We start from the raw sequence: 21,922 nt of genomic DNA, 5'->3' as shown, positions 1-21,922 counted from the left end.
TTGTAGGGCACCACTGTGAAGTCCTTCAGCGACACCCAGCCCGACCGGGGCTGCGCCAACGCACCTGTGGACGACCACCGGTACGACGACGGCAGACTGCACGTGTTGCCCGGCGGCGGTGTCGTGGGCGGTGCGGTGGTCGGCGGCGCCGTGGTGGGCGGTGCGGTGGTGGGCGCGCCGGTCGGGCCCCCGGTCGGCGTGGTGGTGCCGCCCGTGCAGGTCACCCCGTTGAGCGCGAAGCTGCTCGGCACCGGGTTGCTGCTGGTCCAGGAGCCGTTGAAGCCGAATGACGTGCTGCCGTTGGTCGGGATCGACCCGTTGTAGTCGACGTTGCGCGCGGTGACCGCGGACCCGCTCTGGGTCAGGCTCGTGTTCCACGACTGGGTGACCGTCTGCCCGGCGCCGAACGACCACGTCAGCGTCCAGCTCGACACCGGGTCACCGAGGTTCGTGACGGTGACGTTGGCGCCGAAGCCGCCCTGCCACTGCGACGAGATCGCGTAGTTGACCGAGCAGCCGGCGGCGGCTGCCCCGGCGGGCAGGGCCACGGCGACGGTCCCCGACGCCAGCAGCGCGGCGCCTGCCGACGCCAATATGGCATTGACTGACCTAGATCTGGACATGGAATGACCTCCTGCGGGGGCAGCGGCTCCGACATTGGCGGTGGCGATTGTTTTGTGAGCGTTAACAGCCGCGTCAGGGATGTTACGGGAGCGCTCCCATGCACTCAACAACCCATTTCCGCACCCACCGCACCGGCACCCCCGCCCGCCCACGCCCCATCCGCCCACGCCCCACCCGCCCGGGATGCGGCGATCATGACGTTGGCCGTCGTCAATGCGGACGAATCCACGGCCCAACTTCATGATCGACGTGGTGAAGCCCTCAGGCGGGGGTGCAGGGGGTGTTCTCTGTGGCGCAGGCGGCGGGGGCGTCGTGGCCCGGGTCGGGGTCGCGGACGTCGAAGCGGATGGTGGCGGTCTCGCCGCCCGGCAACACGCCGCCGGTGAACGTCACCACGGCGCCGTCCTGTTTCGCCTCGGCCCCGCTCACGCTGCCCACCGTGGCGCCGTCGTGCAGCGTCACGGTGACCGTCCAGCCCGGACGCGGCGACGGTCCGGGATTGCGCAGCACCACCTGGCCCCGGTAGCCGAAGACCCGGTCGGTGACCGTCTCGTAGGTGGCACTCAGCGGCGCCGCCGCGACAGTCGAGGGCGTCGGGCTCGGCGTACGGCTGGGGGTGGGTGATGGTGTCGGCGAGGGCGACGCGCTGCGGCGGCTCGGGCTGGGCGTGGGCCGCGCGGTCGTGGGGCGGGCCGACGGCGTGGCGCTGGACGGCATGACGAGCGACGTCGTCGGGAGCGGCGCGGCCGGCGCGGGCGGGTCGTCGCCGGTGGCCCACACCGTCGCCCCGGCCGCCGCGGCGAGCAGCGTCACAGCGCCGGCCACCAGCAGCACCCGGCGCCGCCCGGGCCGGCGGTGCTCGTCGCCGAGCAGCCGGACCACCGGCAGTTCGGCGGTCAGCCCGCCCTCGGCGCGGCGCAGGTCGACGTTCTGGAACGCCAGCCAGTCGAGGATCGCCGGCAGCCGTCCGGTGACTGCCTGTTCGTGCTGCTCGGCGCGGGCGTCGGCGTCCCAGTCGCCGTCTTCGAGCACCTCGCGTACGGACAGCCGGGTGCCGAGCGCGGTCGGGGTCAGGTCGCAGGCGAGACGGGTCGCCCGGCCGTCCTCCCGGCAGCGGACCACCAGCCGCTGCGGCGCACGCACCTCGACGGTCTCCACCTCGGTGTCGCCGTCGTAGCCGGGCAGCGCGGCGGTGGCCAGGATCCACCGGTCGGACCGGGGCGCGCTGTCGGCGAACCACTTGGCAAGCAACGCGCGTTCCGTGAGCGCCCGCCAGACCCGGGCGGGCGGGTGGAACAGGTCGACCTCGGTGACGATCTCGATCACGCGGAGACTCTAGGTCCTGTGTCAAGATCGGCGCGGGGCGCTGTCGCCGTCCTCGCGCCAGCGGGCCCGCCAGGCCGCCTCGCTCTCCTCGGCGCTCGTCTTCTCCTCGTGCATGAGCCGGCGCAACGCGACCCGGGAATCGGCGAAGATCACCAGCTCGGCGCCGACGAGGGCCACGCAGATCGCGGTGAGCAGGCCCAGCGCGGCGAGCGCCGGCAGGTGCCGGCCGACCGGCAGCGCCGCGGCGAGCAGCACCACAGTGCCGAGCCGGGTCCAGGACAGCGTCCGCAACGCCCGCCACTGGAACGCCATGTTGGCGGCGAGGTAGACCAGAACGCCACCGAAGAGCAGCGGCACCGCCGGCCCGTGGCCGCGCTCCGCCGGGCCGCCCGCCGGGTCGGTGACGATCCGGACCAGCTCCTCGGCGCCGATCGCGAACAGGATCACCCCGGCGATCATGGGCAGGTAGAGATACGCGTACGCGTCGCGGGCCAGCGCGACCCGCGGACGGCCCTGCGCGGCGTGCAGCGCGATCCGGGCGGCCGGGCCGATCATGTCGAAGTGCGCCCACCAGAGCGCCGCGGTGAACAGGATGCCGAAGATCGCCGCCGGGATCGCGGGCCAGGTGACCGGCTGGCCGAGCAGGTTGCCGCCGACGCCGACCGAGATGACCGACTCGCCGAGCGCGATGATCAGGATGAGGTCGTACCGCTCGGTCCAGTGCTCGGCCGAGGTGATCTTCCAGCCGTCGGCGCCGGCGAGCAGGCCGCTGCTGTACTGGATGGCGACGACCGCGATCCAGAGCCCGTCGCGCAGCCACGGGCCGACGTCGGGGGCTACGCGCGGCGGCAGCAGCGCCGCCACCAGCAGCAGGGTGGCGGTGACCAGCGCCTCAGGCAGGAACAGCCGCAGCTTGCGCCGGGCCGGCGGGTCGTCGCGGGTGGCGTACCAGTACAGGGCGGTGTGCACGAGCCGGATCACCACGTAGCTGATCGTGACCAGGATCGGCCCGGCGCTGCCCTTGTCCAGGTCGCCGAACGTCTGCGGCAGCGCGAGCGCGAACGTGAACAGCGCGATCATGCCGACCACCATGAGGATCGGCACGAAGCCCTCGCCCAGGCGCAGCCGGGCGGCGACCGCGCTGTGCACCACCCAGCACCACCAGAGCACGGCGAGCACCAGCAGCGCGTGCAGCAGCTCCCGCGGTGTGACGTTCGCGGCGGTGGCGCGCGTGATGATGAAGAAGGAGACCACGAAGACGAGGTCGAAGAAGACCTCGAACCGGTCGACCCGGGTCGCCGGGGCGACGCCGGTCGCCGGTCCGAGCCCTTTGCGCCAGCGGTCGGCACCCACCGGGCGAGTCTGTCAGCCCAGGTCAGGTGGGGTGTTCCGTTCGTGGTCATTCCACCGTTCCCGGCTGGGGGAGCGCTCAGCCGTCCGCCGGGGCGGCGCGGGCGAGCACGTCGCGCAGCACGTCGCGCAGCGGCCGGCCGGGGTGTTCCAGCCACTCGTGGGCGGCGACGCGCAGGGACGCGAGGAACGTGGCGGCGACGACCCGGGCCCGCAGCGGCGAGTCGGGCCCGGTCAGCCGGCGGGCCAACTCCGCGGCCATCTCCCGCTCCTGGGCCGCGTACGCGCCGACCTGGTGGGCGGCCAGGCTCGGGTGGCCGTGCAGCCGCCGTCGCCGGTTGAGCCAGGGCTCGGCCGGGTCGTCGTAGCCCTCCTCGGCTTGGATGAGGGCGGCCCGGGTCAGCGTGGCCCACGGCCCGAGTTCCGCCGGCTGCTCGGCGACCAGCGCGAGGAGCCGGCGCAGCCGCAGCGTGTCGCCGTGGAAGAGGGCCTCCTCCTTGCCGCTGAAGTGGTTGGAGAACGTGCGCCGGGACACGTTCGCGGCGTCGGCGATGGCCTCGACGGTGATCCGGTCCGGGCCGTGCTCGGCGGCGAGCGACAGCGCCGCCTCGTGCAGCGCGAGGCGGGTTGCCGCCTTCTTGCGTTCCCGCAGGCCGGTGCACTCGTCCATGCGGCTAGCGTAGGTGAGCCATTTCTCAATGGGCAAACTTGCCTACCGGGCAAGGTTTAGTGTTGATTGCTTGAGGCAACGAAGCGGCCAACCCAATCGACACACCTGGAGGACGCGCGGATGAGCGCACCCACCGCGACGGCTGAGGCCGCCCCCATGAACCGGCGGCAGACGCTGGAGGCACTCAGCGGCCTGCTGCTGGTGCTCTTCGTGGCCATGCTGAGCGGCACAGTGGTCTCGACGGCCCTGCCGAAGATCATCGGAGCGCTCAACGGCTCGCAGACGCAGTACACCTGGGTGGTCACCGCCACCCTGCTCACCGCCACCGCGACCACCCCGATCTGGGGCAAGCTGGCCGACCTGTTCAACAAGAAGCTGCTGATCCAGGTCGCCATCGTGGTGTTCCTGGTCGGATCGGTCGCGGCCGGCTTCGCGCAGAGCGCCGGACAGCTCATCGCCGCCCGCGCCTTCCAGGGCATCGGCGTCGGCGGCCTCCAGGCGCTGGTGCAGGTCGCGATCGCGGCCATGATCCCGCCGCGCGAGCGGGGCCGCTACAACGGCTACCTGGGCGGCGTGATGGCGCTGGCCACCGTGGGCGGCCCGCTGCTGGGTGGCCTGATCGTGGACACCTCGTGGCTCGGCTGGCGCTGGTGCTTCTTCGTCGGTGTGCCGGTCGCCGCCGTCGCGCTGTTCCTGCTCCAGATCACCCTGAACCTGCCCACCGCGCGCCGGGACAACGTCAAGATCGACTATCTGGGCGCCACGCTCATCGCCGCCGGCGTCAGCGTGCTGCTGATCTGGATCTCGTTCGTCGACGACTCGTTCGCCTGGGTCTCCTGGCAGAGCGGCGCCATGGTCGGCGGCGCGGTGCTGCTGCTCGCGCTCGCCGTCTGGGTGGAGGCGCGGGCCGCCGAACCGGTGGTGCCGCTGCACATCGTCCGCGAGCGCACCACCGCCCTGGCGATCCTGGGCAGCCTCGCGGTCGGCATGGCGATGTTCGGCGGCGCGGTCTTCCTCGGCCAGTACTTCCAGATCGGCCGCGGCTACAGCCCGACCGAGGCCGGCCTGCTCACCATCCCGATGATGGCCGGCGTGCTGATCTCCTCGATCGTGGCGGGCCGGATGATCACCGCCACCGGGAAGATCAAGCCGTACATCGTGTTCGGGGCGGTCGTGCTGGTCATCGGGTTCGGCATGCTCGGCACCATCGACCACGAGACCTCGCTGGTCTTCGTCGGCATCGCGATGTTCATCGTCGGCGTCGGCGTCGGCATGACCATGCAGAACCTGGTGCTCGCCGTGCAGAACACCGTTTCGCTCAAGGACATCGGCGCGGCGAGCGCCAGCGTCGCCTTCTTCCGCTCGCTGGGCGGCACCATCGGCGTGTCGGTGCTCGGCGCGGTGCTGGCCCGCCGGGTCACCGACCGGATCAACCACGACCTGGCCGCGGCCGGCATCCCCGCCTCCGGCGGAGGCGGCGGCAGCACGCTCAACCTCGACGCGCTGCCCGAACCGGTCCGGCAGATCGTCCGGGCCGCATACGGGGACGCGACCGGGCATATCTTCCTGATCTCGGCCGCCATCGCGGTGGTCGGTATCGTGGCGGCGCTGCTGCTGCGCCCGGTCACCCTGCGTTCCAGCCTCGACCTGCCGGACACCGGCCGATCGGTGGCGGTGGGAGCGGACGCCGTCGACGGCGCGCCCGCCTTCGACGAGGTGAGCGTGGACTCGGCCGGCCGGGAGGAACGCGCCCGCCGCTGAGCCCGTACCCCCAGGGCCGTCGCCGACCCCGGCGGCGGCCCTGGCCCATGCGGGGACGAACCGAAGGAGGAGCCGTGGACGTCACGCGGACCGCGCCCACCCGTCTCGCCGTATGGCAGCGGGCCGCGCGTGAGCTGGCGCTGGTCGCCGTGCTCTTCCTGGCCTACAAGGCGGGCCGGCAGGTGGTGGCCGGGCACGCCGAGGTGGCCCTGGCAAACGGCGAGTGGGTCTGGCGGCTGGAACGGCTGCTGCGCCTGCCCGACGAGATGCTCGTGCAGGGGCCGCTGCTGTCGCAGGAGCTGCTGGTACGCGTCGCCAACTCGTACTACGCCTACATGCACTTCCCGGCCACCGTGCTCTGCCTGGTCTGGCTCTGGCTGCGCCGCCCGGCCCACTACCTGCGGCTGCGCCGCGCCCTGGCGTCGCTCACGGCGGTGGCGCTGGTGCTCCACGTCTGCATTCCGCTCGCGCCGCCCCGGCTGACCGCGCTCACCGGGATGGTCGACACCGGCACCCGGTTCGGCCCGAGCGTCTACGGTCCCCCCGACACCGACCAGCTCAGCAACCAGTACGCGGCCATGCCGTCGCTGCACGTGGGCTGGGCGCTGGCGATCGCGCTGGCGCTGATGGCGGTCACCACCGGACGCCTCCGCTGGCTCTGGCTGCTCCACCCCCTGGCGACAGCGCTCGTGGTCGTGGTCACCGGCAACCACTACTGGCTCGACGGTGTCGTCGCGGTGGTGCTGCTCGTGGCGATCCTGGCCGTCCTGCCGACGGCCGTGCCGGAACCGCCCACGCTCCCGTCCGGACCGGTGCGCCCGCACGTGGTGCCGGCGCCCCGGCGAGCCGGCCACCGCCGGAACCCGAAGGTCCCGGCGGCGGCCGACGTACGGCTGCGGCCACCCGGCCGCGGCTGAGGACTCCTCAGCGCAGCGTGCAGACCGTGCCGTTGAGGCGGAACGCCGCCGGCGGCACGTTCGGCCCGCTGTACGCGCCGACGAAGCCCACAGTCGTGCTCCCGCCGTCGGCGGCGAGCCGCCGGTTGTCGGCGGTGGGCGTCACCCGGACGTCGCGGCCCTGCTGGTCCCAGGTGGCGCTCCACCCGCTGCTCACCTGCTGCCAGGCCGTCGGCCAGGTCCAGGTCAGCGTCCAGCCGTCGACGGCCTTCGCGCCCGTGTTGATCACCTCGACGTTCGCCACGTACCCGTTGCCCCAGTCGTTGTCGTCGTTGAACCGCACCGCGCAGGAGCTCTCGGCCGGGCTGCCGGTGGCGAACGTCAGCGGTGGCGACGACCAGGAGACCTGTCCAGCCGTGTCCCGGGCCAGCACGTTGACCGTGTAGCGGGCGCCCGGTTCGAGGTTGCCCACCGTGAGGGACGTTCCGGCGGTCTCGCCGAGCTGCTCGCTCACCGCCCCGTACTGCCGGTGCACCTCGTACTTGGCGATCGGCGACGCGCCCGGCGTGGCCGCCGGCCAGGAGATGGTCGCCGCGCGGTCGGTCACCGCGCTCGCCGTCGGCCGGCCCGGGGCGCCGGGCCGCCCGGCCGAGCTGCCGGCCGGTCGCAGCACGAGCGTGGTGAGCGAGTACGGCGGCAGCGTCCGCGCCGCCGCGCTGCCGGCGCGGGCGGTGCTGATCGCGGTCGCGCCGTTGGTGAACGTGTGCACTGTTGGCGCCTCGTCGGCCGGGGTGAACCCGGCGTAGTCGAGCGCCACCGGGTGTGCGTTCTCCGGGTCCTTGTTGAGCAGCAGGACCGCGAGGCTGCCGTCCGGCCGGCGGACCGCGTGCGCGGCCACCAGCGGCTGGTCGGTTCCGGCGCGGACGAGCTGGTCACCGGGCCGGGCGAACAGGTTCATCATGGACAACGCGTGGTACGGCGCGAACGGCGTGTTGAACGCCGGCTGGCACACCTCGCCGTCGTTCGTGCAGTTGCCGCTGGACAGCAGCCCGAAGTCGCCGTAGTCGGTCTGCCCGGCCACCTCGGAGACCGTGCCGATGCCGTTGTGCACGTTCCACCACTGCACCGTGAACACGCCCTGCTCCAGCAGGCCGCTGTAGGCGTCGGCGAGGAACAGCGCGCCCGGCGCCGTGGTGCGACCGGCGTCCACGTTCAGCTCGGTGAAGCTGATCCCGATCCGGTCCGCCCCGGGGCCGGCGTACCGGGCGATCTGCTGGCGCAGCAGCCAGGCCGCGTCGGGCAGATGGTTGGTCCGGGCCAGCGAGTCGGCGGCGTTGCCGCCCGGGTACCAGTGCACGTCCACGAAGTCGATCTTCGGACCGGCGAGGGAGAGCACCGTCTGGTTCCACGGCCCCGGGTCGGATCCGGCGGTGATCCCGTCCGGCCAGTTGCCGGGCATGGTGAGCACCGCGCCGACCTTGATGCTCGGGTCGACCGCCTTCATCGCGTCGGCGTACTCGACCACCAGCCGTGCGTACTGGGTGGCGCTCTTGTCCGGGTGGTCGTCGGCCTCCCAGGCCGAGCCGTAGTGGCCGTTGCCGTAGTTCTCGTTGCCGACTGTCCACCACTTCGCGCCGTAGCCTTTTGTGACGTTGGCGTAGCGGACCCACGCCGCCGCCTCGGCGGGCGTGCCGGTGCCGTAGTTCGCGATGATCATCGGCTGGGCGCCGATGCGGCGGGCACCGGCCATGAACGTGTCGAAGTCGGTGTTCGGGGCGACGTAGCCGCCGGGCGCGGTGTGGGTCTCCCAGTGGTAGATGTCGGCGTACGAGCCGCCGGGGTAGCGCAGCATCTTCACGCCCGCGGCCTTGAGCAGGTCGGACGTCTCGGCGCTGCCGAGCTGCGAGTCCCAGATGGCGTGGTTGACGCCGAGCGCGGTGGCCGGGACGGTGGCCAGCCCGGCGCGGGTGTTCACCGTGACGGTGACCGGGTCGGCGGGGTCGGCGGCGACCGGCCCGCCGACGGTGCTGAGCGCGGCGGCGACAAGCAGCAGGCTGGCCGCGAACGCGGTGGATCTCCTCATGTGGGGGTGTCCTCCGGGGAGTGGGACGACGAGGCGATGCCCGGTCTGCGTCGTCCTCCCGGACGCCTTGCGGCGGCGGGATGCCCAGGAACGACGGTCGGCTCCGCGCGGCGAGCCATCGATCAGGATCATACGCCCGGCGCCGGTCGTGCAGGACTTAATTTATAGATAGGAGTCTTTACTGTTAAGAATGTTTAATTTATGTTCGGGGCACCTTCCGTTCCGCCCGAAGGAGTTGCCACCATGCGTCGAAGAATCACCCTCCCGCTGCTCACCGCCGGTGCCGTCACCGGCACGCTCGCGCTCGCCGCACCCGCGCAGGCCCACGGCTACGTCTCCTCGCCACCCAGCCGGCAGGCGCTCTGCGCGCAGAACCGGGTGCCCGACTGCGGCCAGATCAAGTACGAACCGCAGAGCGTCGAGGGCCCCAAGGGTCTGCGGAGCTGCCACGCCGGCATCGCCCAGTTCGCGGTACTCAACGACGACAGCCGCAACTGGCCGGCCACCTCCGTCGGCAGCACCGTCACGTTCACCTGGGTCAACACCGCCCGGCACGCCACCGCCAACTGGGAGTACTGGATCGGCGGCACCCGCGTCGCGGTCGTCGACGGCGGGGGCCGCCAACCCGGCGCGACCGTGTCCCACACGGTCGGCCTGGGCGGTTTCTCCGGCCGGCAGAAGCTGCTGGCGATATGGAACATCTCCGACACCGCCAACGCGTTCTACTCCTGCGTCGACCTCCAGATCGGCGGCGGAGGCGGCAACCCCACCCCGTCGCCCACCCCGACCGCGGCGCCCACCACGCCCGCGCCGTCGCCCACACCCACCCGGACCAGCACCCCGGCGCCGGGCGGGACGTGGACCGCTGGGCGGGCCTACCAGGTCGGCGACACGGTCACCTACGACGGCCGCGGCTACCGCTGTCGCCAGGCGCACACCGCCATCGCCGGCTGGGAACCGCCGAACGTTCCGGCGCTGTGGCAGCAGATCTGAGCCCGCGTACCCGCGCGGCGGAGCCGGCCGTTCCCCGGCTCCGCCGCGCGCCCGCCGTCGGCCCGGCCACGGCACTGCTCGCGGCGCTGCTGGCCCTGACCGGTTGCGGCGGGCCGCCCGCCGCCGATCCGTCCCCGCCGGCCCCGTCCGCCACGGCTTCGGTCCCGTCCGGCCCGGATGCCACGGTGAGTGGGATCGACGCGCTGTTCCTGGCCGTGATGGTGGCGCACACCGAGCAGACGCTGGAGATCGTCCGGCTCGGCCTCGACCGCGCCACCGACCCGCGCCTGCGCACGCTCGCCGCCGCCGTCCGGGCCACCGAGACCGACGAACTGGCCACCATGCGCCGATGGCTGCGCGAGGCCGGCCCGTCAGCCGCCGCTGCCGCCCGGCACGACCACTCCGGACACAGCGACGCCGCCGCCGGACTGGCCCGGCTGCGCGCCGCCGCGCCCGCCGACGCCGACCGGGTGCTGCGCGACGTGCTGAGCCGGCACCAGCGCACCGCCGCCGACCTGGCCCGCGCCCAGGTCACCGCCGGGACCAGCGAACGGGTACGCGACCTAGCCCGCCGCATCGACCGCTCCCGTACGGCCGAGGTCGAACTGATGGCCGGGCTGGGCTGAGCGGCGGTCCGCGTGGGGCATGACCTTCGTCACGGTCGCCGCCGCCGGCCCCGTCCCGACAAGGTTCACGAACCGGCGCGCACCAGCCCTTTCCGCGAGCCGCCGGAGCGCCCGGGGCCGCCGGGGCGGCCGCCTGCCGCAGCACCGCGGTTCGCCTCTGGGCAAAACCGGCCGCGTGCTGTCCCAGGTCATCGCTACGCTGTCGCCCGGACGTCGCCCCGCCGCGCGTTCCGCCCGCGCTCCGCCGACGGCGCGCGGCGCCGCCACCGCCTCGAAGTGCCGGACCGGATCCCCAGGAGACCGTCAGTGACACACCAACCCGTCGCGACGTCGACGAAGCTCGACGCCGCCGTACTCAAGGTGGCCGGCGTCGTCGTGCTCGGTGCGATCATGTCGATCCTCGACGTGACAGTCGTCAGCGTGGCGCTGCCGACGTTCCAGAGCGAGTTCGACGCCTCGTACGCCCGCGTCGCGTGGACCATGACCGGCTACACGCTCGCGCTGGCCACCGTCATCCCGCTCAGCGGCTGGGCCGCCGACCGGTTCGGTACGAAACGCCTCTACATGGTGGCGCTGGCGCTGTTCACCATCGGCTCCGGGCTCTGCGCCACTGCCGACTCGATCGGCGAGCTGATCGCCTGGCGGGTCGTCCAGGGCCTCGGCGGCGGCATGCTCATGCCGCTCGGCATGACGATCATGACCCGGGCCGCCGGCCCGCACCGCATCGGCCGCCTGATGGCGGTGCTCGGCATCCCGATGCTGCTCGGCCCGATCACCGGCCCGATCCTCGGCGGCTGGCTGATCGACGTCGCGAGCTGGCACTGGATCTTCCTGATCAACCTGCCGATCGGCCTGGTCGCCCTGGTCTACGCCCAGCTGGCGCTGCCCAGGGACAACGCCGAGCCGTCCGAGTCGTTCGACTTCCTCGGCATGCTCATGCTCTCGCCCGGTCTCGCGCTGTTCCTCTACGGCATCTCCACGCTGCCCGAGACCGGCACCGTCGCCGACACCAAGGTCTGGCTGCCGATGCTCGTCGGTGGCGCGCTCGTGGTCGCCTTCGTGCTCTACTCGTTCCGGCCCCGGCACCCGCTGCTCGACCTGCGGCTCTTCCGCAACCGCAACCTGACCATCGCCGCCGTCACCATGTTCGTCTTCATCATCGCGTTCATGGGTGCCGGCCTGCTGTTCCCGAGCTACTTCCTCCAGGTGCGCGGCGAGACGACGCTGACGGCGGGCCTGCTGATCGCACCGCAGGGCATCGGCGCGATGCTGACCATGCCGATCGCCGGCATGCTCGCCGATCGCGTGCCGGTCGGCCGTACGGTGCCGTTCGCGCTCGTGCTCATCGCGGCCGGGTTCTTCACCTTCACCCAGCTCGGCACCGACACGTCGTACTGGCTGCTCTGCGGCTCGCTGTTCGTGATGGGCCTCGGCATGGGCGGCACGATGATGCCGATCATGACCTCGGCGCTGAAGACGCTCAGCGCGGCGGAGGTGGCGCGCGGTTCCACGCTCGTCAACATCCTCCAGCAGATCGGCGGTTCGGTGGGCGCCGCGGTCATGTCGGTCATCCTCACCAGCGAGCTGAACGGCTCGCGGCCGATCCCCGGCGCCGTCGACCCGGGCACCGGCGCCACGCTGACCGAGGCGCAGCTCGCCATCGCCACCCAGCAGCGGCCCGAGTTGCTCCAGCAGTTCCCGGTTCCGCCGTCGCTGATCGAACGCGGGCTCGACTACGCGGCGAGCTCCTTCTCCACCACGTTCTGGGTCGCCTTCGGCCTGGTGCTGCTGACGTTCGTCCCGGCTGCGTTCCTGCCCCGCCGCCGGGAGCCCTCGCACCTGCTCGACGGCGAGACGGGGGAGGACAAGCGCCCCGCGCCGATCCCGATCCACTGACCGCCGCCGTGACACCGGGGGCCGGACGCGTCAGTGTCCGGCCCCCGGCCGTCGTGATCCGCTGCCCCGGCGGTGACCAGCGCCTAGGATCGGAAAAACGGAGCCGGGGAGAGGCGGACGGCGTGAGCGGACACGACACGCAGCGGTCGGCGCGACGGCGCAACCGGCTGTTGCTGGCGGGACTGCTCGCCGTCGTCGGGCTGATCCTGCTGTTGCTCGGTCTCACCGTCGCCAACGGCACCATCGCCGGTGTCGAGGTGGCGCTCGCGCTGTTGCTGCTGGTCGCCAGCTACGCGATCCAGCGCGTGGCCCGCCGCGAGACCGTCTACCGGGACGAGCGGCGCTGACCGGTCCGGCGCTCCGGCCGGGCTAGGCTGCCAGTGTGGATCACGAAGACCGGATCGCGCTGTTCCTCGACTACGAAAACCTGGCCCTCGGCGTACGGGACCATCACGGCGGCCGGCCGTTCGACTTCCGGCCGATCGCCGACGCGCTCGCCGAGCGGGGGCGCGTGGTGGTGCGCCGGGCGTACGCCGACTGGTCGTACTTCGACGAGGACCGCCGGATGCTCACCCGCTCACACGTCGAGCTGATCGAGATCCCGCAGCGGATGGGCGCCTCGCGCAAGAACGCCGCGGACATCAAGATGGCGGTGGACGCGGTCGAGCTGGCGTTCGAGCGCGGCTACATCTCCACGTTCGTGATCTGCACCGGCGACAGCGACTTCACCCCGCTCGTGCACAAGCTGCGCGAACTCAACAAGCGGGTGATCGGCGTCGGGGTGGAGAAGTCCACCTCCGCGCTGCTGCCCCCGGCCTGCGACGAGTTCCTCTACTACGACCGCCTGGAAGGTGTGGACGTGCCGCCCCCGGCCGCCCGCCGGTCGCGCCCGGCCCGGCCCTCACCGGCGGAGCCGGCGCCCGAGCCGGCGGTGGAGACCGTCCCGGCCGAGGACGAGTCGGCGCGGGACGTCGACACGCTCGCCGTGCAGCTCGTGCAGACGGTGGCCGGCATGCAGGGCAGCTCCAGCGGCGACGTGACCGCGTCCGCGCTCAAACGTGCGCTGCTCCGCAAGGACCCGACGTTCAGCGAGTCCGACTACGGCTTCCGTACCTTCGGCGAACTGCTGCGTCATCTCGCGGCGCACAACGTGGTGGAGCTGGCCGCCGGGCCGGCGAAGGGCGATCCGGAGGTGTCGCTTCCCGAACAGGGGGACCGGGAGGTCGCGTTCGGGCTGCTCCGCTCCGTGGTGGTGGACCTCGCCGCGGACGGTGGCGCGGTGGCGCTGTCCGGCCTGAAGGACCAGCTCCGGCGGGCCCGGCCGGACTTCAGCGAGAAGAAGCTCGGCTACCGCAGCTTCCTCCAGTTCTGCAAGGCCGCCGCCACCGGCGGCGCGGTGGAGCTGCGCTGGAGCCCCGAAGACGGCGACTACCTGCTGACCCCCCAGCCCTCCTGACCCTTACCCCGCCCTCACCCCCTCTCCTCGCGATCTTGCACTTTCGGCCCCCCCCATATGGGGCGAATCCGGCGTCCTGGGGGCCGAAAGTGCAAGATCGACGGGGACGGGGGACGGGGGACGGGGGAGCAGGTCGGGAAGGGGTCGGGTTCACCGGGGATCTGAGGCCGGGGCGGCGGCCGGGGTGATCGGCGGGGACATCAGGGTCGGGGCGGCTCGGGTGAGGGGGTGGGGCTCGGCTCTGCTGTCGGGCTTGGCGCTCCGGTCGTGCCCGGATCACCCGTGGGGCTCGCGGTCGGCGCCGAGGTCGCCTGGGCGGCCGGCGGGGTGGACGGATCGGCGCGTGCCGGCGGGCGGTTGCCGGGGTGCGACGGTGGCGGTCCGGCTACAGGTGGCGCGGTGGTGAGGACTCGCGTACCCGGCCGCGCTGCCGGATCCGACCACGTCGCGGGATTCGGGAAGGGCTCCGGTCGCGGTGCGGGCCGGGTCGGCGGGGGTGTCGAGGGCGACGCCGGAGTGGCCGTGGGCTGTGCCGGCGGCGCGGCTGCCGTGGTGGACGTGCCCGCCGGGTGGGACGCGGGCCGGCGCGCCGGGTCGGTCTGCCCGGCGGTGGCGCTCCAGGTGCCGGCGGACGTGACGCCGAGCAGCACGGCCACCGCCGCGACGCCCGCCGCCACCAGCCGCCGGGGGAGTGCCGGTTCGGCCGGGGCGTCCCACGGACCGAGCGGACGGGGTGGCCGGGGACGGGCGGCCCGGTGGGCGGACCGCAGCGTGTCGATGTCCTCGACGACCGCTTGCCGTGTGCCGGTGGCGTCGGCGTGGGCCAGGGTGAGGTAGAACCGGGCGTTCGCCGCGCCCGGCGCCGGTACGCGCAGTCCCGCCGGTGCGCCGCCGTCGGTGCCGTGGAGCAGGGTGACCGGGCGGTCGCTGTGGTGCCCGAGGCCGTGCAGGTCCCGCAGGGGCCAGTCCCGCCGGACGTCGCGCCCGGCGAAGGTCACCCGCCGGTCGGTCACCACGGCGGCACCGCTGTCGACCACGCGCAGCCCGGCCGGTAGCGGGCCGTCGGCCGGGCCGAGACGGCCGGTGAGGGTGCGGCCGGGCGCGGGTAGTCCGGGCACGTGCCGGGCGGTGGCCTCGACCAGGTCGACGGCGGACAGGATGCGGTAGACGACCTCACCTTCGTCCAGCGGCACCGGCAGTGCGGTGCCCGGCAGCGCGCAGCCCCGGAAGCCGGCCGCCTCGATCGCCAGCCGGTCGAGGTGCTCCGCGCGGCGGCGCCAGGTCCGGGCCGCCGTCTCGTACGCCTGACGCCGGCGCTCGTTCTCGCGCCGCGCCCAGGCCAGCCGCCGTCGCGGATGAGCTCCGATCGCTTCTGGTCGCCTCGCCGTCACACCCCGTACAACGGGCCGTGACCAGGGCGGATACGTGAACGTGGCTATCGTCCGGTTTGGCGATGTTATGCCCGCTACTACACTTCGGGCATGCCGAGGATCGTCCAGTTGCTGGCCTCGCCGGTGCACCGGTACGTGGGCCGTCCGGCGGACGGACCCGCCCCGGCGCCACCCGGCGAACTGGCCGACCAGGTGCGGGTACGCGCCGGACTCGGCATCGTCGGTGACCGCTACTTCGGCCGTCCCGCGCACCGGGAGGCGAGCGTCACGCTGATCGCGCGGGAGTCACTGCCGCCCGGCACGGACCTCACCCAGCTGCGGCGCAACGTGCTGACCGAGGGCATTCCGGTGGACGACCTGGTGGGCCGGGTGCTCACGCTCGACTCCGGCGACGGTCCGGTCCGGCTGCGGGCGCATCGGGCCGCGCCGCCCTGCGCCTGGCTGGACGTGGTGGTCGAGCCCGGTACGTGGAAGGCGATGCGCCGCCGCGCCGGCATCCGGTGCGCCCCGCTCACCGACGGCGTGCTGCGGGTCGGGCCGGTCACAGTGTCCGTCGAAGACTGACCATGTCCCGGGAACTTTGTCCCTGCGACGGCCGACCAACCGAGGGGCGGCCGGTACCGCCTTGCCGGCAGGAGGGACGCCACTGATGAACCGAGCGGGGCTCTTATCCGTACCGTCCGGCATGAGCATGCCGGACCGGCGGACCGGCCGCGGATGAGACCGGACGCCGACGACGAGCAGGTCACCGGCTGGGCGCGGCGCGCCGCCCGGGGCGACCGGCTGGCCGCCGCCGCCTTCGTCCGGGCCCTCCAGGTGCCGGTGTGGCGTTTCCTCGCCCACCTGGCCGGGCCGGCCGAGGCCGACGACCTCGCCCAGGAGACGTTCCTGCGGGCGCTGCGCAGCCTGCCGGGCTTCGCGGGCCGGTCGTCGGCGCGTACCTGGATCTTCACCATCGCCCGCCGGGTCGCGGTGGACCACGTGCGGACGGCGACCACCCGGCCCCGGCTGGCGGCGCTGCCGGACTGGCAGACCGCCGCCGAGGCGGCCGGCGCGGTGACCGGCGGCGGGGACGACGGGGTGGTGTTGCGTGGTCTCATCGCCGCGCTGGCGCCGGACCGGCGGGAGGCGTTCGTGGCCACCCAGGTGCTCGGCCTGTCCTACGCCGAGGCGGCCGAGGTGTGCGGCTGCCCGGTGGGCACCATCCGCTCCCGCGTGGCCCGCGCCCGCGAGGACCTGGTCGCCGCCTGGTCCGGCGACGCCCGCGACCGCCGGGCCCGCTGAGATCGCGACCCGCCGCCTCGACCGCTGGCACAGCCCGCCGGCAGCCGGGGCTCGCGCGGCGGGTCGTCAGGCGGCGCGCCGGTCGCGGGCCTGTGCGGGGTACGGGCCGGGCGGCACCAGCCGCAGCGGCGCGGGCGCGGGCGGTTCCTCGATTCGCAGCGCCCACCGCGAGCCGTCCGACCGGCGCTGCCCGGGTGGCGTGTCGCCGGGACGGCGGCCGAGCCGGGACAGCACCAGCATCACGGCCCAGCCGACCAGCAGGAAGCCGTGGCTGACCAGCCGGGTCATCTCCACCTGTCCGATGATCAGGTCGTTCACCGACAGCAGCACCAGCGTGGCGACGAACGCGCTGAGCATCGGCAACAGGCCGGACGGGGTGGACCGGCGCGTCGCCACGTAGAGGAATCCGGCGCCGACCGCCACGTTCCACGCCGCCGACTCGTGCCACAGGTGCTGGCCGGAGGCGTGCGCGTGGGTGACGACCGCCTCCCGGCCGATCTGGGTCAGGCCGAGCACGAGCTGCACCGCGCCGAGCAGGCCGAGCGCCCCGCGCAGCCCCAGCGTGATCCGGTGGCGGCGGCTGGGCCGGGGCGGCGGCGCGGCGGCCAGCACCGCGTCGACCAGGTCGGGCACCCGCGGGGCGAGCTGCGTACGGACCCGCCGGATCACCGACGCCGCGGAGTCGAACCAGCCACGGCAGCCGGCGCAGCCGGTCAGGTGGGCCTCGGCCGCCTCGATCTCCGACGCGGACGCCTCACCGTCCAACTGTGCCGACAGGATCTCCCGCCACTGCTCACACGCCATGTAGGGATAGTCGTCGGGAGCGCCGCGCTGGTTCCCGGCGGGGTGCGGGTCACGCCCCGGTCAGCCGGGACTTCTGCACCTTGCCCATCGCGTTGCGGGGCAGCGCGCTTACCAGCCGTACCTGCCGGGGGCGTTTGTGCGCGGACAGGTGCCGCGCCACGAAGTCGATCAGCTCCGCCTCGGCCACGCCGTCGCCCACCACGTACGCGGTGACCTGTTGCCCCAGGTCGGGGTGGGGCGTGCCGACCACCGCCGCCTCCCGTACCCCCGGATGCGCCAGCAGCGCGTCCTCCACCTCACCGGCCCCGATCCGGTACCCGCCGCTCTTGATCAGGTCGGTGGCGGCCCGCCCGACGATCCGGTGGACGCCGTCCCGGCCGACGAGCGCGACGTCGCCGGTGCGGAACCAGCCGTCCGCCGTGCGGCTGGCCGCGTCGGCGTCCGGCCGGTTCAGGTAGCCGTCGAAGAGCGTGCCGCCGCGCACCTGAAGCTCACCCATCGCGGCGCCGTCGGCCGGCAGCGGGCCGCCGTGCTCGTCCACCACCCGCGTCCGCACGCCGGGCAGCGGCACGCCCACGGTGCCGGGCCGCCGGGGACCGTCGGCGCGGGCGCTCACCGTGACGAGGGTCTCGGTCATGCCGTACCGCTCCAGCGGCTGGTGCCCGGTCAGCCCGGCCAGCGCCGCGAAGACAGGTTCGGGCAGAGCGGCGCTGCCGGACACGAGCAGCCGGGCACCGCGCAGCGCCCGCGCCGCCGCGGGGCGCGCCGCGATCCGGGACCAGATCGTGGGTACGCCGAAGTACAGCGAGGCGCCTGCCGCCGCGTACCGCTCGGGGTGGGGCCGGCCGACGTGGTGCAGCCGGCTGCCGACGCGCAGCGGGCCGAGCACGCCGAGCACCAGCCCGTGCACGTGGAACAGCGGCAGGCCGTGTGCCAGCACGTCGTCCGGGGTCCAGGCCCAGGCGTCGGCGAGCCCGTCCAGGCAGGCGGCGACCGCGCGGCGCGACAGCACCGCGCCCTTCGGCGCGCCGGTGGTGCCGGAGGTGTAGAGGATCAGCGCGGTGGTCGCCGGATCGGGCTCGGGGAGTGTGGTGTCCGAGCGACGCGCCAGGTCCAGCGGTACGACCGGCGGCGCGGCGGCGTCGGTGTCCGGTACGTCCGGCGGCGCGAGCAGCAGTTCCGCGCCGGAGTCGCGCAGGATGTGATCGCGTTCCATCGGGCCGGCGTCCGGCGGCACCGGCACCACCGCCGCGCCGGCGAGCAGCCCGCCGACCACGCCGACCACGGTCTCCAGGCTCGCCGTGGCGGGCACCGCCACCCGGGTCGCGCCGCGCAGGTCGTCGGCGACGGCGGTGGCCGCGCGGCGCAGCTCCACCCGGGACAGCGAACGGTCGCCGACCCGGACCGCCCCGGGTCGCTCGTCGGTGGTCTCGGCGAGCCGGCTGAGCAGCGACACGGGCACCCCTTCCCGGTATGGCCGCCGATGTACCGCGACCCTAACCGGCTGGGCCACCCCCGCCGGGCACGCCGTCGGGTATGTGTCATCGTGGGCGGCGGCGAGGGAGGTGCCGCATGTCGGGTCCGTTGCGCGGGGTGCTGGTCGCCGACTTCTCCCGGATCCTCGCCGGGCCGTACGCGACGATGCTCCTGGCCGATCTGGGTGCGGACGTGGTCAAGGTGGAGCCCCCGGGCGGCGACGACACCCGCGACTGGCGGCCCCCGGTCCGCGACGACGTCTCCACCTACTACCTGGCGGTCAACCGCAACAAGCGGTCACTGGCGCTGGACCTGACCGACCCGGGCGACCTGACGCTTGCGCACCGGCTGGCCGACCGCGCCGACGTGCTGATCCAGAACTTCCGCCCGGGCGCGCTGCGCCGCTTCGGCCTTGACCACGACACCGTCACCGCCCGCAACGCCCGCCTGGTGTACGCCTCGATCAGCGGCTTCGGCGACGCCGGGGGCGCCGACCTGCCCGGGTACGACCTGATGGTGCAGGCCGCCGCCGGGCTGATGAGTCTCACCGGTGACGCCGACGGCCCACCGTACAAGGCGGGGGTGGCCGTCTTCGACGTGATCGCCGGACTGCACGCGGCGGTCGGCATCCTCGCCGCGCTGCGGCACCGGGAGGAGACCGGGCGCGGTCAGCACGTCACTGTGGACCTGCTCTCCTCGGCGCTGTCCGGGCTGGTCAACCACACCAGCGCGCACGTCGCGGGGGGAGCGGCGCCGCACCGGATGGGCAACGCGCACCCGAGCATCGTGCCGTACGAGCCGCTGCCCACCGCCGACGGCGAGCTGGTGGTGATCGCCGGGAACGACGCTCAGTTCCGTACCCTCTGCCGGGTGCTCGGCGTGCCGGGGCTGGCCGACGACGCGCGGTTCGGCCGCAACGCCGACCGCGTCGCGCACCGCGACGAGCTGCGCCCGCTGCTGGTGACGGCGCTGTCCCGGCGCGGCAGCGCGGACTGGTTCGCCGAGCTGCGGGCGGCCGGTGTGCCGTGCAGCCCGATCAACTCGGTGGCCGAGGGAGTGGCGCTGGCGGAGGGGCTGGGCCTGGAGCCGGTGGTGACGGCCGGTGGGGTGCCGGGGATCCGCAACCCGATCGGCCTGTCCGGCACCCCGCCCCGCTACGACCTGCCGCCACCGGAGCTGGACGAACACGGCGACCAGCTGCGCGCCTGGCTCGCCGCCTCCTGAGCCCGGCCGGCCGGGCCCGCGGTCAGAGCGTCTCGACCAGGCGGAAGCGTTCCAGCACCGCCGGGGTGTCGTCGTCGACGGTGAACGTGGGGTCGCCGAGCCAGCCGCGGTAGTCGTCGCCGTGCCAGAACCGCTCGTGGCCGGCGCGCCAGGCGGCCACCGACTCGTGGCCCTCGCCCTCGTCGCGCGCGTGGTCGAGGTCGACGTCGCCGAGGCGGGCGACACGGACCTCCACCAGCTCGATCACCGCCACCGGACGGTTGTCGGAGTCGAGCACGGCCGAGCGGGCGCCGACCGCCGGCAGCGGCTCACCGTCGATCTCGTAGTCCTGGAGCAGACCGGTGGTGGTGGTCTTGCTCCCGTCGAGCACAGCGGCGACGAGCTTGTCGCGCAGCGGGCCGGGAAAGGCGAACTCGAACGTGGGCAGGTCGGCGTCCATGCCCGGCAGGCTAGCGGTCAGCGGCGGCGCGGCGCGCGGACAATTGGAGCCGGAACCGGCCGCCCGCTCAGCCGGCCGCCCGCTCAGCCGGCCGCCCGCTCAGCCGGCCGCCGGCAGCAGCCGGTCCAGCCAGCCCAGCAGCACCCGCTCGTACTGCGGGCTGACGCTGTCCAGATCCTCGCCCTCGCCGAGCGTGGGGGCGTGGTCGCAGCCGGCCAGCCGGGCAACCGTCAGCTCCGCGTCGCACGCCGCCCGCCGCCACACCGCGAGGCTCTCCTCGATCGGGATCCACGCGTCCGTCTCGCCGTAGCAGAGCAGCACCGGGCCGGTCAGCCGCGCCAGCACCGGCGCCGGGTCGTAGTCCATGTCGGTCCAGGTGCCCGGCGTGGCGGGCAACTCGTCGGGCAGGAACGCCAGCGGGAACCAGCGGCGTCGCGCCGCCGCGTCCAGTGCCGCCTGCGCCACCGGCCGCGGCACCTCGCCGCGCTGGAAGCCCTCTGCCAGCCGGCGCAGCTCGGCCAGCTCGGTGAGATCGGCCGGGCCGTAGCCGTGCCGGCGCAACTGCTCGGCCGTGCCGTAGCGCATCTGGACCGCCGGGCTCACCGCGCTGCACCCGACCAGGACCAGGAAGTCGACCGGATGCCGGGTCGCGGTCAGGGCCGCCGCCCACGCGCCCTGGCTGAAACCCCACAGCCCGAGCGGGACCGCCCCGACGTGCCGGCGCAGCTCGGTGAGCGCCGCCGTCGCGTCCTCGGCCTGCTCGGCCAGTGGCACGTCGCGCCCACCGGGCCGTGGGCGACGGTCGTAGCGCAGCACCGCCACCCCGGCCGGAGGCAGCAGCCGCGCCAGATGCTCGTAGAGGAAGTACGAGCGCTCGCCGGCGTGCGAGCCGTGCAGCACCACCAGGCCGCCGCGGACCGGCCCGGCCGGCAGGTCGAGCATCGCGGGCAGGCCCGCCGCGCCGACTGCCGTCTCCATGCCCGGCAGTGAACCACGAACCGTCCCGCCCGGTGGTCCCGGCCGCCGTCCGGGACACCCGCGTGCGTACGCTGAGCAGGTACGTCGCAGCGACCGTGGAGAACCGCCATGACCAGCCCCGCACCCCGTACCGTCCGGGTCGCCCGCCCCGAGGACGTGCCGGCCCTCGTCGACCTGATCGAGTCGGCGTACCGGGGCGAGCGCAGCCGGCAGGGCTGGACCCACGAGGCGGACCTGCTGGCCGGGCAGCGCACCGACCCGGAGATGGTGACCACGGCGGTCACCGGCCCGGACGGTGTGGTGCTCGTCGCCGAGCGGGGCGGCGACCTGCTCGCCTGCTGCCAGCTGGAGCACCGCGACGACCACGTCTACTTCGGGATGTTCGCTGTGGCGCCCGGCCGGCAGGGCGGCGGCCTGGGCCGGGAGCTGCTGGCCGAGGCCGAGCGCTACGCGGCCGAGCAGTGGCACGCCGGTGAGATGCGGATGACGGTCATCGTCCAGCGCGACGACCTCATCGCCTGGTACGAGCGGCGCGGCTACGCCCGCACCGGCGAACTGAGCCCGTTCCCGTACGGCGACGAGCGCTTCGGCGTGCCGCTGCGGCCGGACCTGGCGTTCGAGACGCTGCGCAAGAAGCTGGGCTGA

Annotated in this window: 21 protein-coding genes; 11 read left to right on the top strand and 10 right to left on the bottom strand. The window is 73.9% G+C overall.

The features are described 5' to 3' along the window. The 4 genes from AB0C17_RS16855 to AB0C17_RS16840 form a co-directional block, all read right to left on the bottom strand. Window positions 1-623: non-reducing end alpha-L-arabinofuranosidase family hydrolase (locus AB0C17_RS16855; RefSeq protein WP_357479272.1), on the bottom strand; the 623-nt coding region annotated here is incomplete at its 3' end. A gap of 262 nt (window positions 624-885) precedes the next feature. Further along, a complete protein-coding gene (locus AB0C17_RS16850) occupies window positions 886-1,950 on the bottom strand; it encodes an SRPBCC domain-containing protein (RefSeq protein ID WP_357384421.1) in 1,065 nt (354 codons plus the stop codon). Between the two features lie 21 nt (window positions 1,951-1,971). Next, window positions 1,972-3,303: a low temperature requirement protein A gene (locus AB0C17_RS16845; RefSeq protein ID WP_357384423.1), complete on the bottom strand. Its 1,332-nt coding sequence runs from the start codon at window positions 3,301-3,303 to the stop codon at window positions 1,972-1,974. A 76-nt stretch (window positions 3,304-3,379) separates the two neighbouring features. Continuing rightward, window positions 3,380-3,970: a TetR family transcriptional regulator gene (locus AB0C17_RS16840; protein ID WP_357384425.1), complete on the bottom strand. Its 591-nt coding sequence runs from the start codon at window positions 3,968-3,970 to the stop codon at window positions 3,380-3,382. Between the two features lie 120 nt (window positions 3,971-4,090). Between AB0C17_RS16840 and AB0C17_RS16835 the strand changes: the two genes are divergently transcribed. Both AB0C17_RS16835 and AB0C17_RS16830 read left to right on the top strand, forming a co-directional pair. Beyond that, window positions 4,091-5,731: an MDR family MFS transporter gene (locus AB0C17_RS16835; protein WP_357384427.1), complete on the top strand. Its 1,641-nt coding sequence runs from the start codon at window positions 4,091-4,093 to the stop codon at window positions 5,729-5,731. Window positions 5,732-5,805: 74 nt separating this feature from the next. Beyond that, entirely contained in the window at window positions 5,806-6,648 is an 843-nt protein-coding gene (locus AB0C17_RS16830; RefSeq protein WP_357384429.1) for a phosphatase PAP2 family protein, read from the top strand. Between the two features lie 7 nt (window positions 6,649-6,655). Here AB0C17_RS16830 and AB0C17_RS16825 read toward each other — a convergent pair whose 3' ends face one another. Next, a complete protein-coding gene (locus AB0C17_RS16825; protein WP_357479268.1) occupies window positions 6,656-8,710 on the bottom strand; it encodes a cellulose binding domain-containing protein in 2,055 nt (684 codons plus the stop codon). Window positions 8,711-8,953: 243 nt separating this feature from the next. Here AB0C17_RS16825 and AB0C17_RS16820 point away from each other — a divergent pair, with 243 nt between their 5' ends. The 5 genes from AB0C17_RS16820 to AB0C17_RS16800 all read left to right on the top strand — a co-directional run bounded on the left by AB0C17_RS16820 (window position 8,954) and on the right by AB0C17_RS16800 (window position 13,681). After that, complete coding sequence (locus AB0C17_RS16820; protein WP_357384433.1) at window positions 8,954-9,703, top strand: lytic polysaccharide monooxygenase; 750 nt, start codon at window positions 8,954-8,956, stop codon at window positions 9,701-9,703. After that, window positions 9,688-10,329, top strand: a complete 642-nt coding sequence (locus AB0C17_RS16815; RefSeq protein ID WP_357479266.1) for a DUF305 domain-containing protein — start codon at window positions 9,688-9,690, stop codon at window positions 10,327-10,329. Before AB0C17_RS16820 ends, AB0C17_RS16815 begins: the two co-directional genes overlap by 16 nt. Window positions 10,330-10,635: 306 nt before the next feature. Then, window positions 10,636-12,225 carry a DHA2 family efflux MFS transporter permease subunit gene (locus tag AB0C17_RS16810; RefSeq protein ID WP_357384437.1) on the top strand — a complete coding sequence of 530 codons (1,590 nt, stop codon included), beginning with the start codon at window positions 10,636-10,638 and terminating at the stop codon, window positions 12,223-12,225. 122 nt (window positions 12,226-12,347) lie between these two features. After that, window positions 12,348-12,572 carry a hypothetical protein gene (locus tag AB0C17_RS16805; RefSeq protein WP_357384439.1) on the top strand — a complete coding sequence of 75 codons (225 nt, stop codon included), beginning with the start codon at window positions 12,348-12,350 and terminating at the stop codon, window positions 12,570-12,572. Between the two features lie 35 nt (window positions 12,573-12,607). Further along, window positions 12,608-13,681 (top strand): PIN domain-containing protein, encoded by a 1,074-nt coding sequence (locus AB0C17_RS16800; RefSeq protein ID WP_357384441.1) that lies wholly within the window; start codon window positions 12,608-12,610, stop codon window positions 13,679-13,681. A 200-nt stretch (window positions 13,682-13,881) separates the two neighbouring features. On the opposite strand, the gene AB0C17_RS16795 is transcribed toward AB0C17_RS16800, so the two are convergent. Further along, on the bottom strand, window positions 13,882-15,072 hold the full coding sequence (locus tag AB0C17_RS16795) for a hypothetical protein (RefSeq protein WP_357384443.1): 1,191 nt from the start codon (window positions 15,070-15,072) through the stop codon (window positions 13,882-13,884). A 90-nt stretch (window positions 15,073-15,162) separates the two neighbouring features. On the opposite strand from AB0C17_RS16795, the gene AB0C17_RS16790 reads away from it, so the two are divergent. After that, the gene (locus AB0C17_RS16790; RefSeq protein ID WP_357479262.1) at window positions 15,163-15,636 is read left to right on the top strand and encodes a molybdenum cofactor biosysynthesis protein; all 474 of its coding nucleotides are present in this window, start codon (window positions 15,163-15,165) and stop codon (window positions 15,634-15,636) included. Window positions 15,637-15,789: 153 nt separating this feature from the next. Continuing rightward, window positions 15,790-16,356 (top strand): sigma-70 family RNA polymerase sigma factor, encoded by a 567-nt coding sequence (locus AB0C17_RS16785; RefSeq protein ID WP_357384447.1) that lies wholly within the window; start codon window positions 15,790-15,792, stop codon window positions 16,354-16,356. 66 nt (window positions 16,357-16,422) lie between these two features. Here AB0C17_RS16785 and AB0C17_RS16780 read toward each other — a convergent pair whose 3' ends face one another. After that, window positions 16,423-17,160 (bottom strand): zf-HC2 domain-containing protein, encoded by a 738-nt coding sequence (locus AB0C17_RS16780; protein ID WP_357384449.1) that lies wholly within the window; start codon window positions 17,158-17,160, stop codon window positions 16,423-16,425. Between the two features lie 49 nt (window positions 17,161-17,209). Further along, complete coding sequence (locus tag AB0C17_RS16775; protein WP_357384451.1) at window positions 17,210-18,616, bottom strand: acyl-CoA synthetase; 1,407 nt, start codon at window positions 18,614-18,616, stop codon at window positions 17,210-17,212. Window positions 18,617-18,732: 116 nt separating this feature from the next. On the opposite strand from AB0C17_RS16775, the gene AB0C17_RS16770 reads away from it, so the two are divergent. Beyond that, a complete protein-coding gene (locus AB0C17_RS16770) occupies window positions 18,733-19,860 on the top strand; it encodes a CoA transferase (protein ID WP_357479259.1) in 1,128 nt (375 codons plus the stop codon). Window positions 19,861-19,882: 22 nt separating this feature from the next. On the opposite strand, the gene AB0C17_RS16765 is transcribed toward AB0C17_RS16770, so the two are convergent. Next, complete coding sequence (locus AB0C17_RS16765; RefSeq protein WP_357384455.1) at window positions 19,883-20,299, bottom strand: ASCH domain-containing protein; 417 nt, start codon at window positions 20,297-20,299, stop codon at window positions 19,883-19,885. Between the two features lie 99 nt (window positions 20,300-20,398). Then, window positions 20,399-21,277 carry an alpha/beta hydrolase gene (locus AB0C17_RS16760; RefSeq protein ID WP_357384457.1) on the bottom strand — a complete coding sequence of 293 codons (879 nt, stop codon included), beginning with the start codon at window positions 21,275-21,277 and terminating at the stop codon, window positions 20,399-20,401. Window positions 21,278-21,385: 108 nt separating this feature from the next. On the opposite strand from AB0C17_RS16760, the gene AB0C17_RS16755 reads away from it, so the two are divergent. Next, complete coding sequence (locus AB0C17_RS16755; RefSeq protein ID WP_357384459.1) at window positions 21,386-21,922, top strand: GNAT family N-acetyltransferase; 537 nt, start codon at window positions 21,386-21,388, stop codon at window positions 21,920-21,922.

This window comes from Micromonospora sp. NPDC048887 (assembly GCF_040649715.1).
Classification (GTDB): domain Bacteria; phylum Actinomycetota; class Actinomycetes; order Mycobacteriales; family Micromonosporaceae; genus Micromonospora.
The sequence above is the reverse complement of the archived record's forward strand: the minus strand, read 5'-3'. Positions and strand labels throughout refer to the sequence as shown.

Excerpts from the sequence above, each read along its gene's own strand:
- AB0C17_RS16820 (WP_357384433.1), top strand. The coding sequence starts at position 8,954 with ATGCGTCGAAGAATCACCCTCCCGCTGCTCACCGCCGGTGCCGTCACC.
- AB0C17_RS16760 (WP_357384457.1), bottom strand. The coding sequence starts at position 21,277 with ATGGAGACGGCAGTCGGCGCGGCGGGCCTGCCCGCGATGCTCGACCTG.
- AB0C17_RS16840 (WP_357384425.1), bottom strand. The coding sequence starts at position 3,970 with ATGGACGAGTGCACCGGCCTGCGGGAACGCAAGAAGGCGGCAACCCGC.
- AB0C17_RS16785 (WP_357384447.1), top strand. The coding sequence starts at position 15,790 with ATGAGACCGGACGCCGACGACGAGCAGGTCACCGGCTGGGCGCGGCGC.
- AB0C17_RS16780 (WP_357384449.1), bottom strand. The coding sequence starts at position 17,160 with ATGGCGTGTGAGCAGTGGCGGGAGATCCTGTCGGCACAGTTGGACGGT.
- AB0C17_RS16790 (WP_357479262.1), top strand. The coding sequence starts at position 15,163 with ATGCCGAGGATCGTCCAGTTGCTGGCCTCGCCGGTGCACCGGTACGTG.
- AB0C17_RS16770 (WP_357479259.1), top strand. The coding sequence starts at position 18,733 with ATGTCGGGTCCGTTGCGCGGGGTGCTGGTCGCCGACTTCTCCCGGATC.
- AB0C17_RS16765 (WP_357384455.1), bottom strand. The coding sequence starts at position 20,299 with ATGGACGCCGACCTGCCCACGTTCGAGTTCGCCTTTCCCGGCCCGCTG.
- AB0C17_RS16835 (WP_357384427.1), top strand. The coding sequence starts at position 4,091 with ATGAGCGCACCCACCGCGACGGCTGAGGCCGCCCCCATGAACCGGCGG.
- AB0C17_RS16755 (WP_357384459.1), top strand. The coding sequence starts at position 21,386 with ATGACCAGCCCCGCACCCCGTACCGTCCGGGTCGCCCGCCCCGAGGAC.
- AB0C17_RS16825 (WP_357479268.1), bottom strand. The coding sequence starts at position 8,710 with ATGAGGAGATCCACCGCGTTCGCGGCCAGCCTGCTGCTTGTCGCCGCC.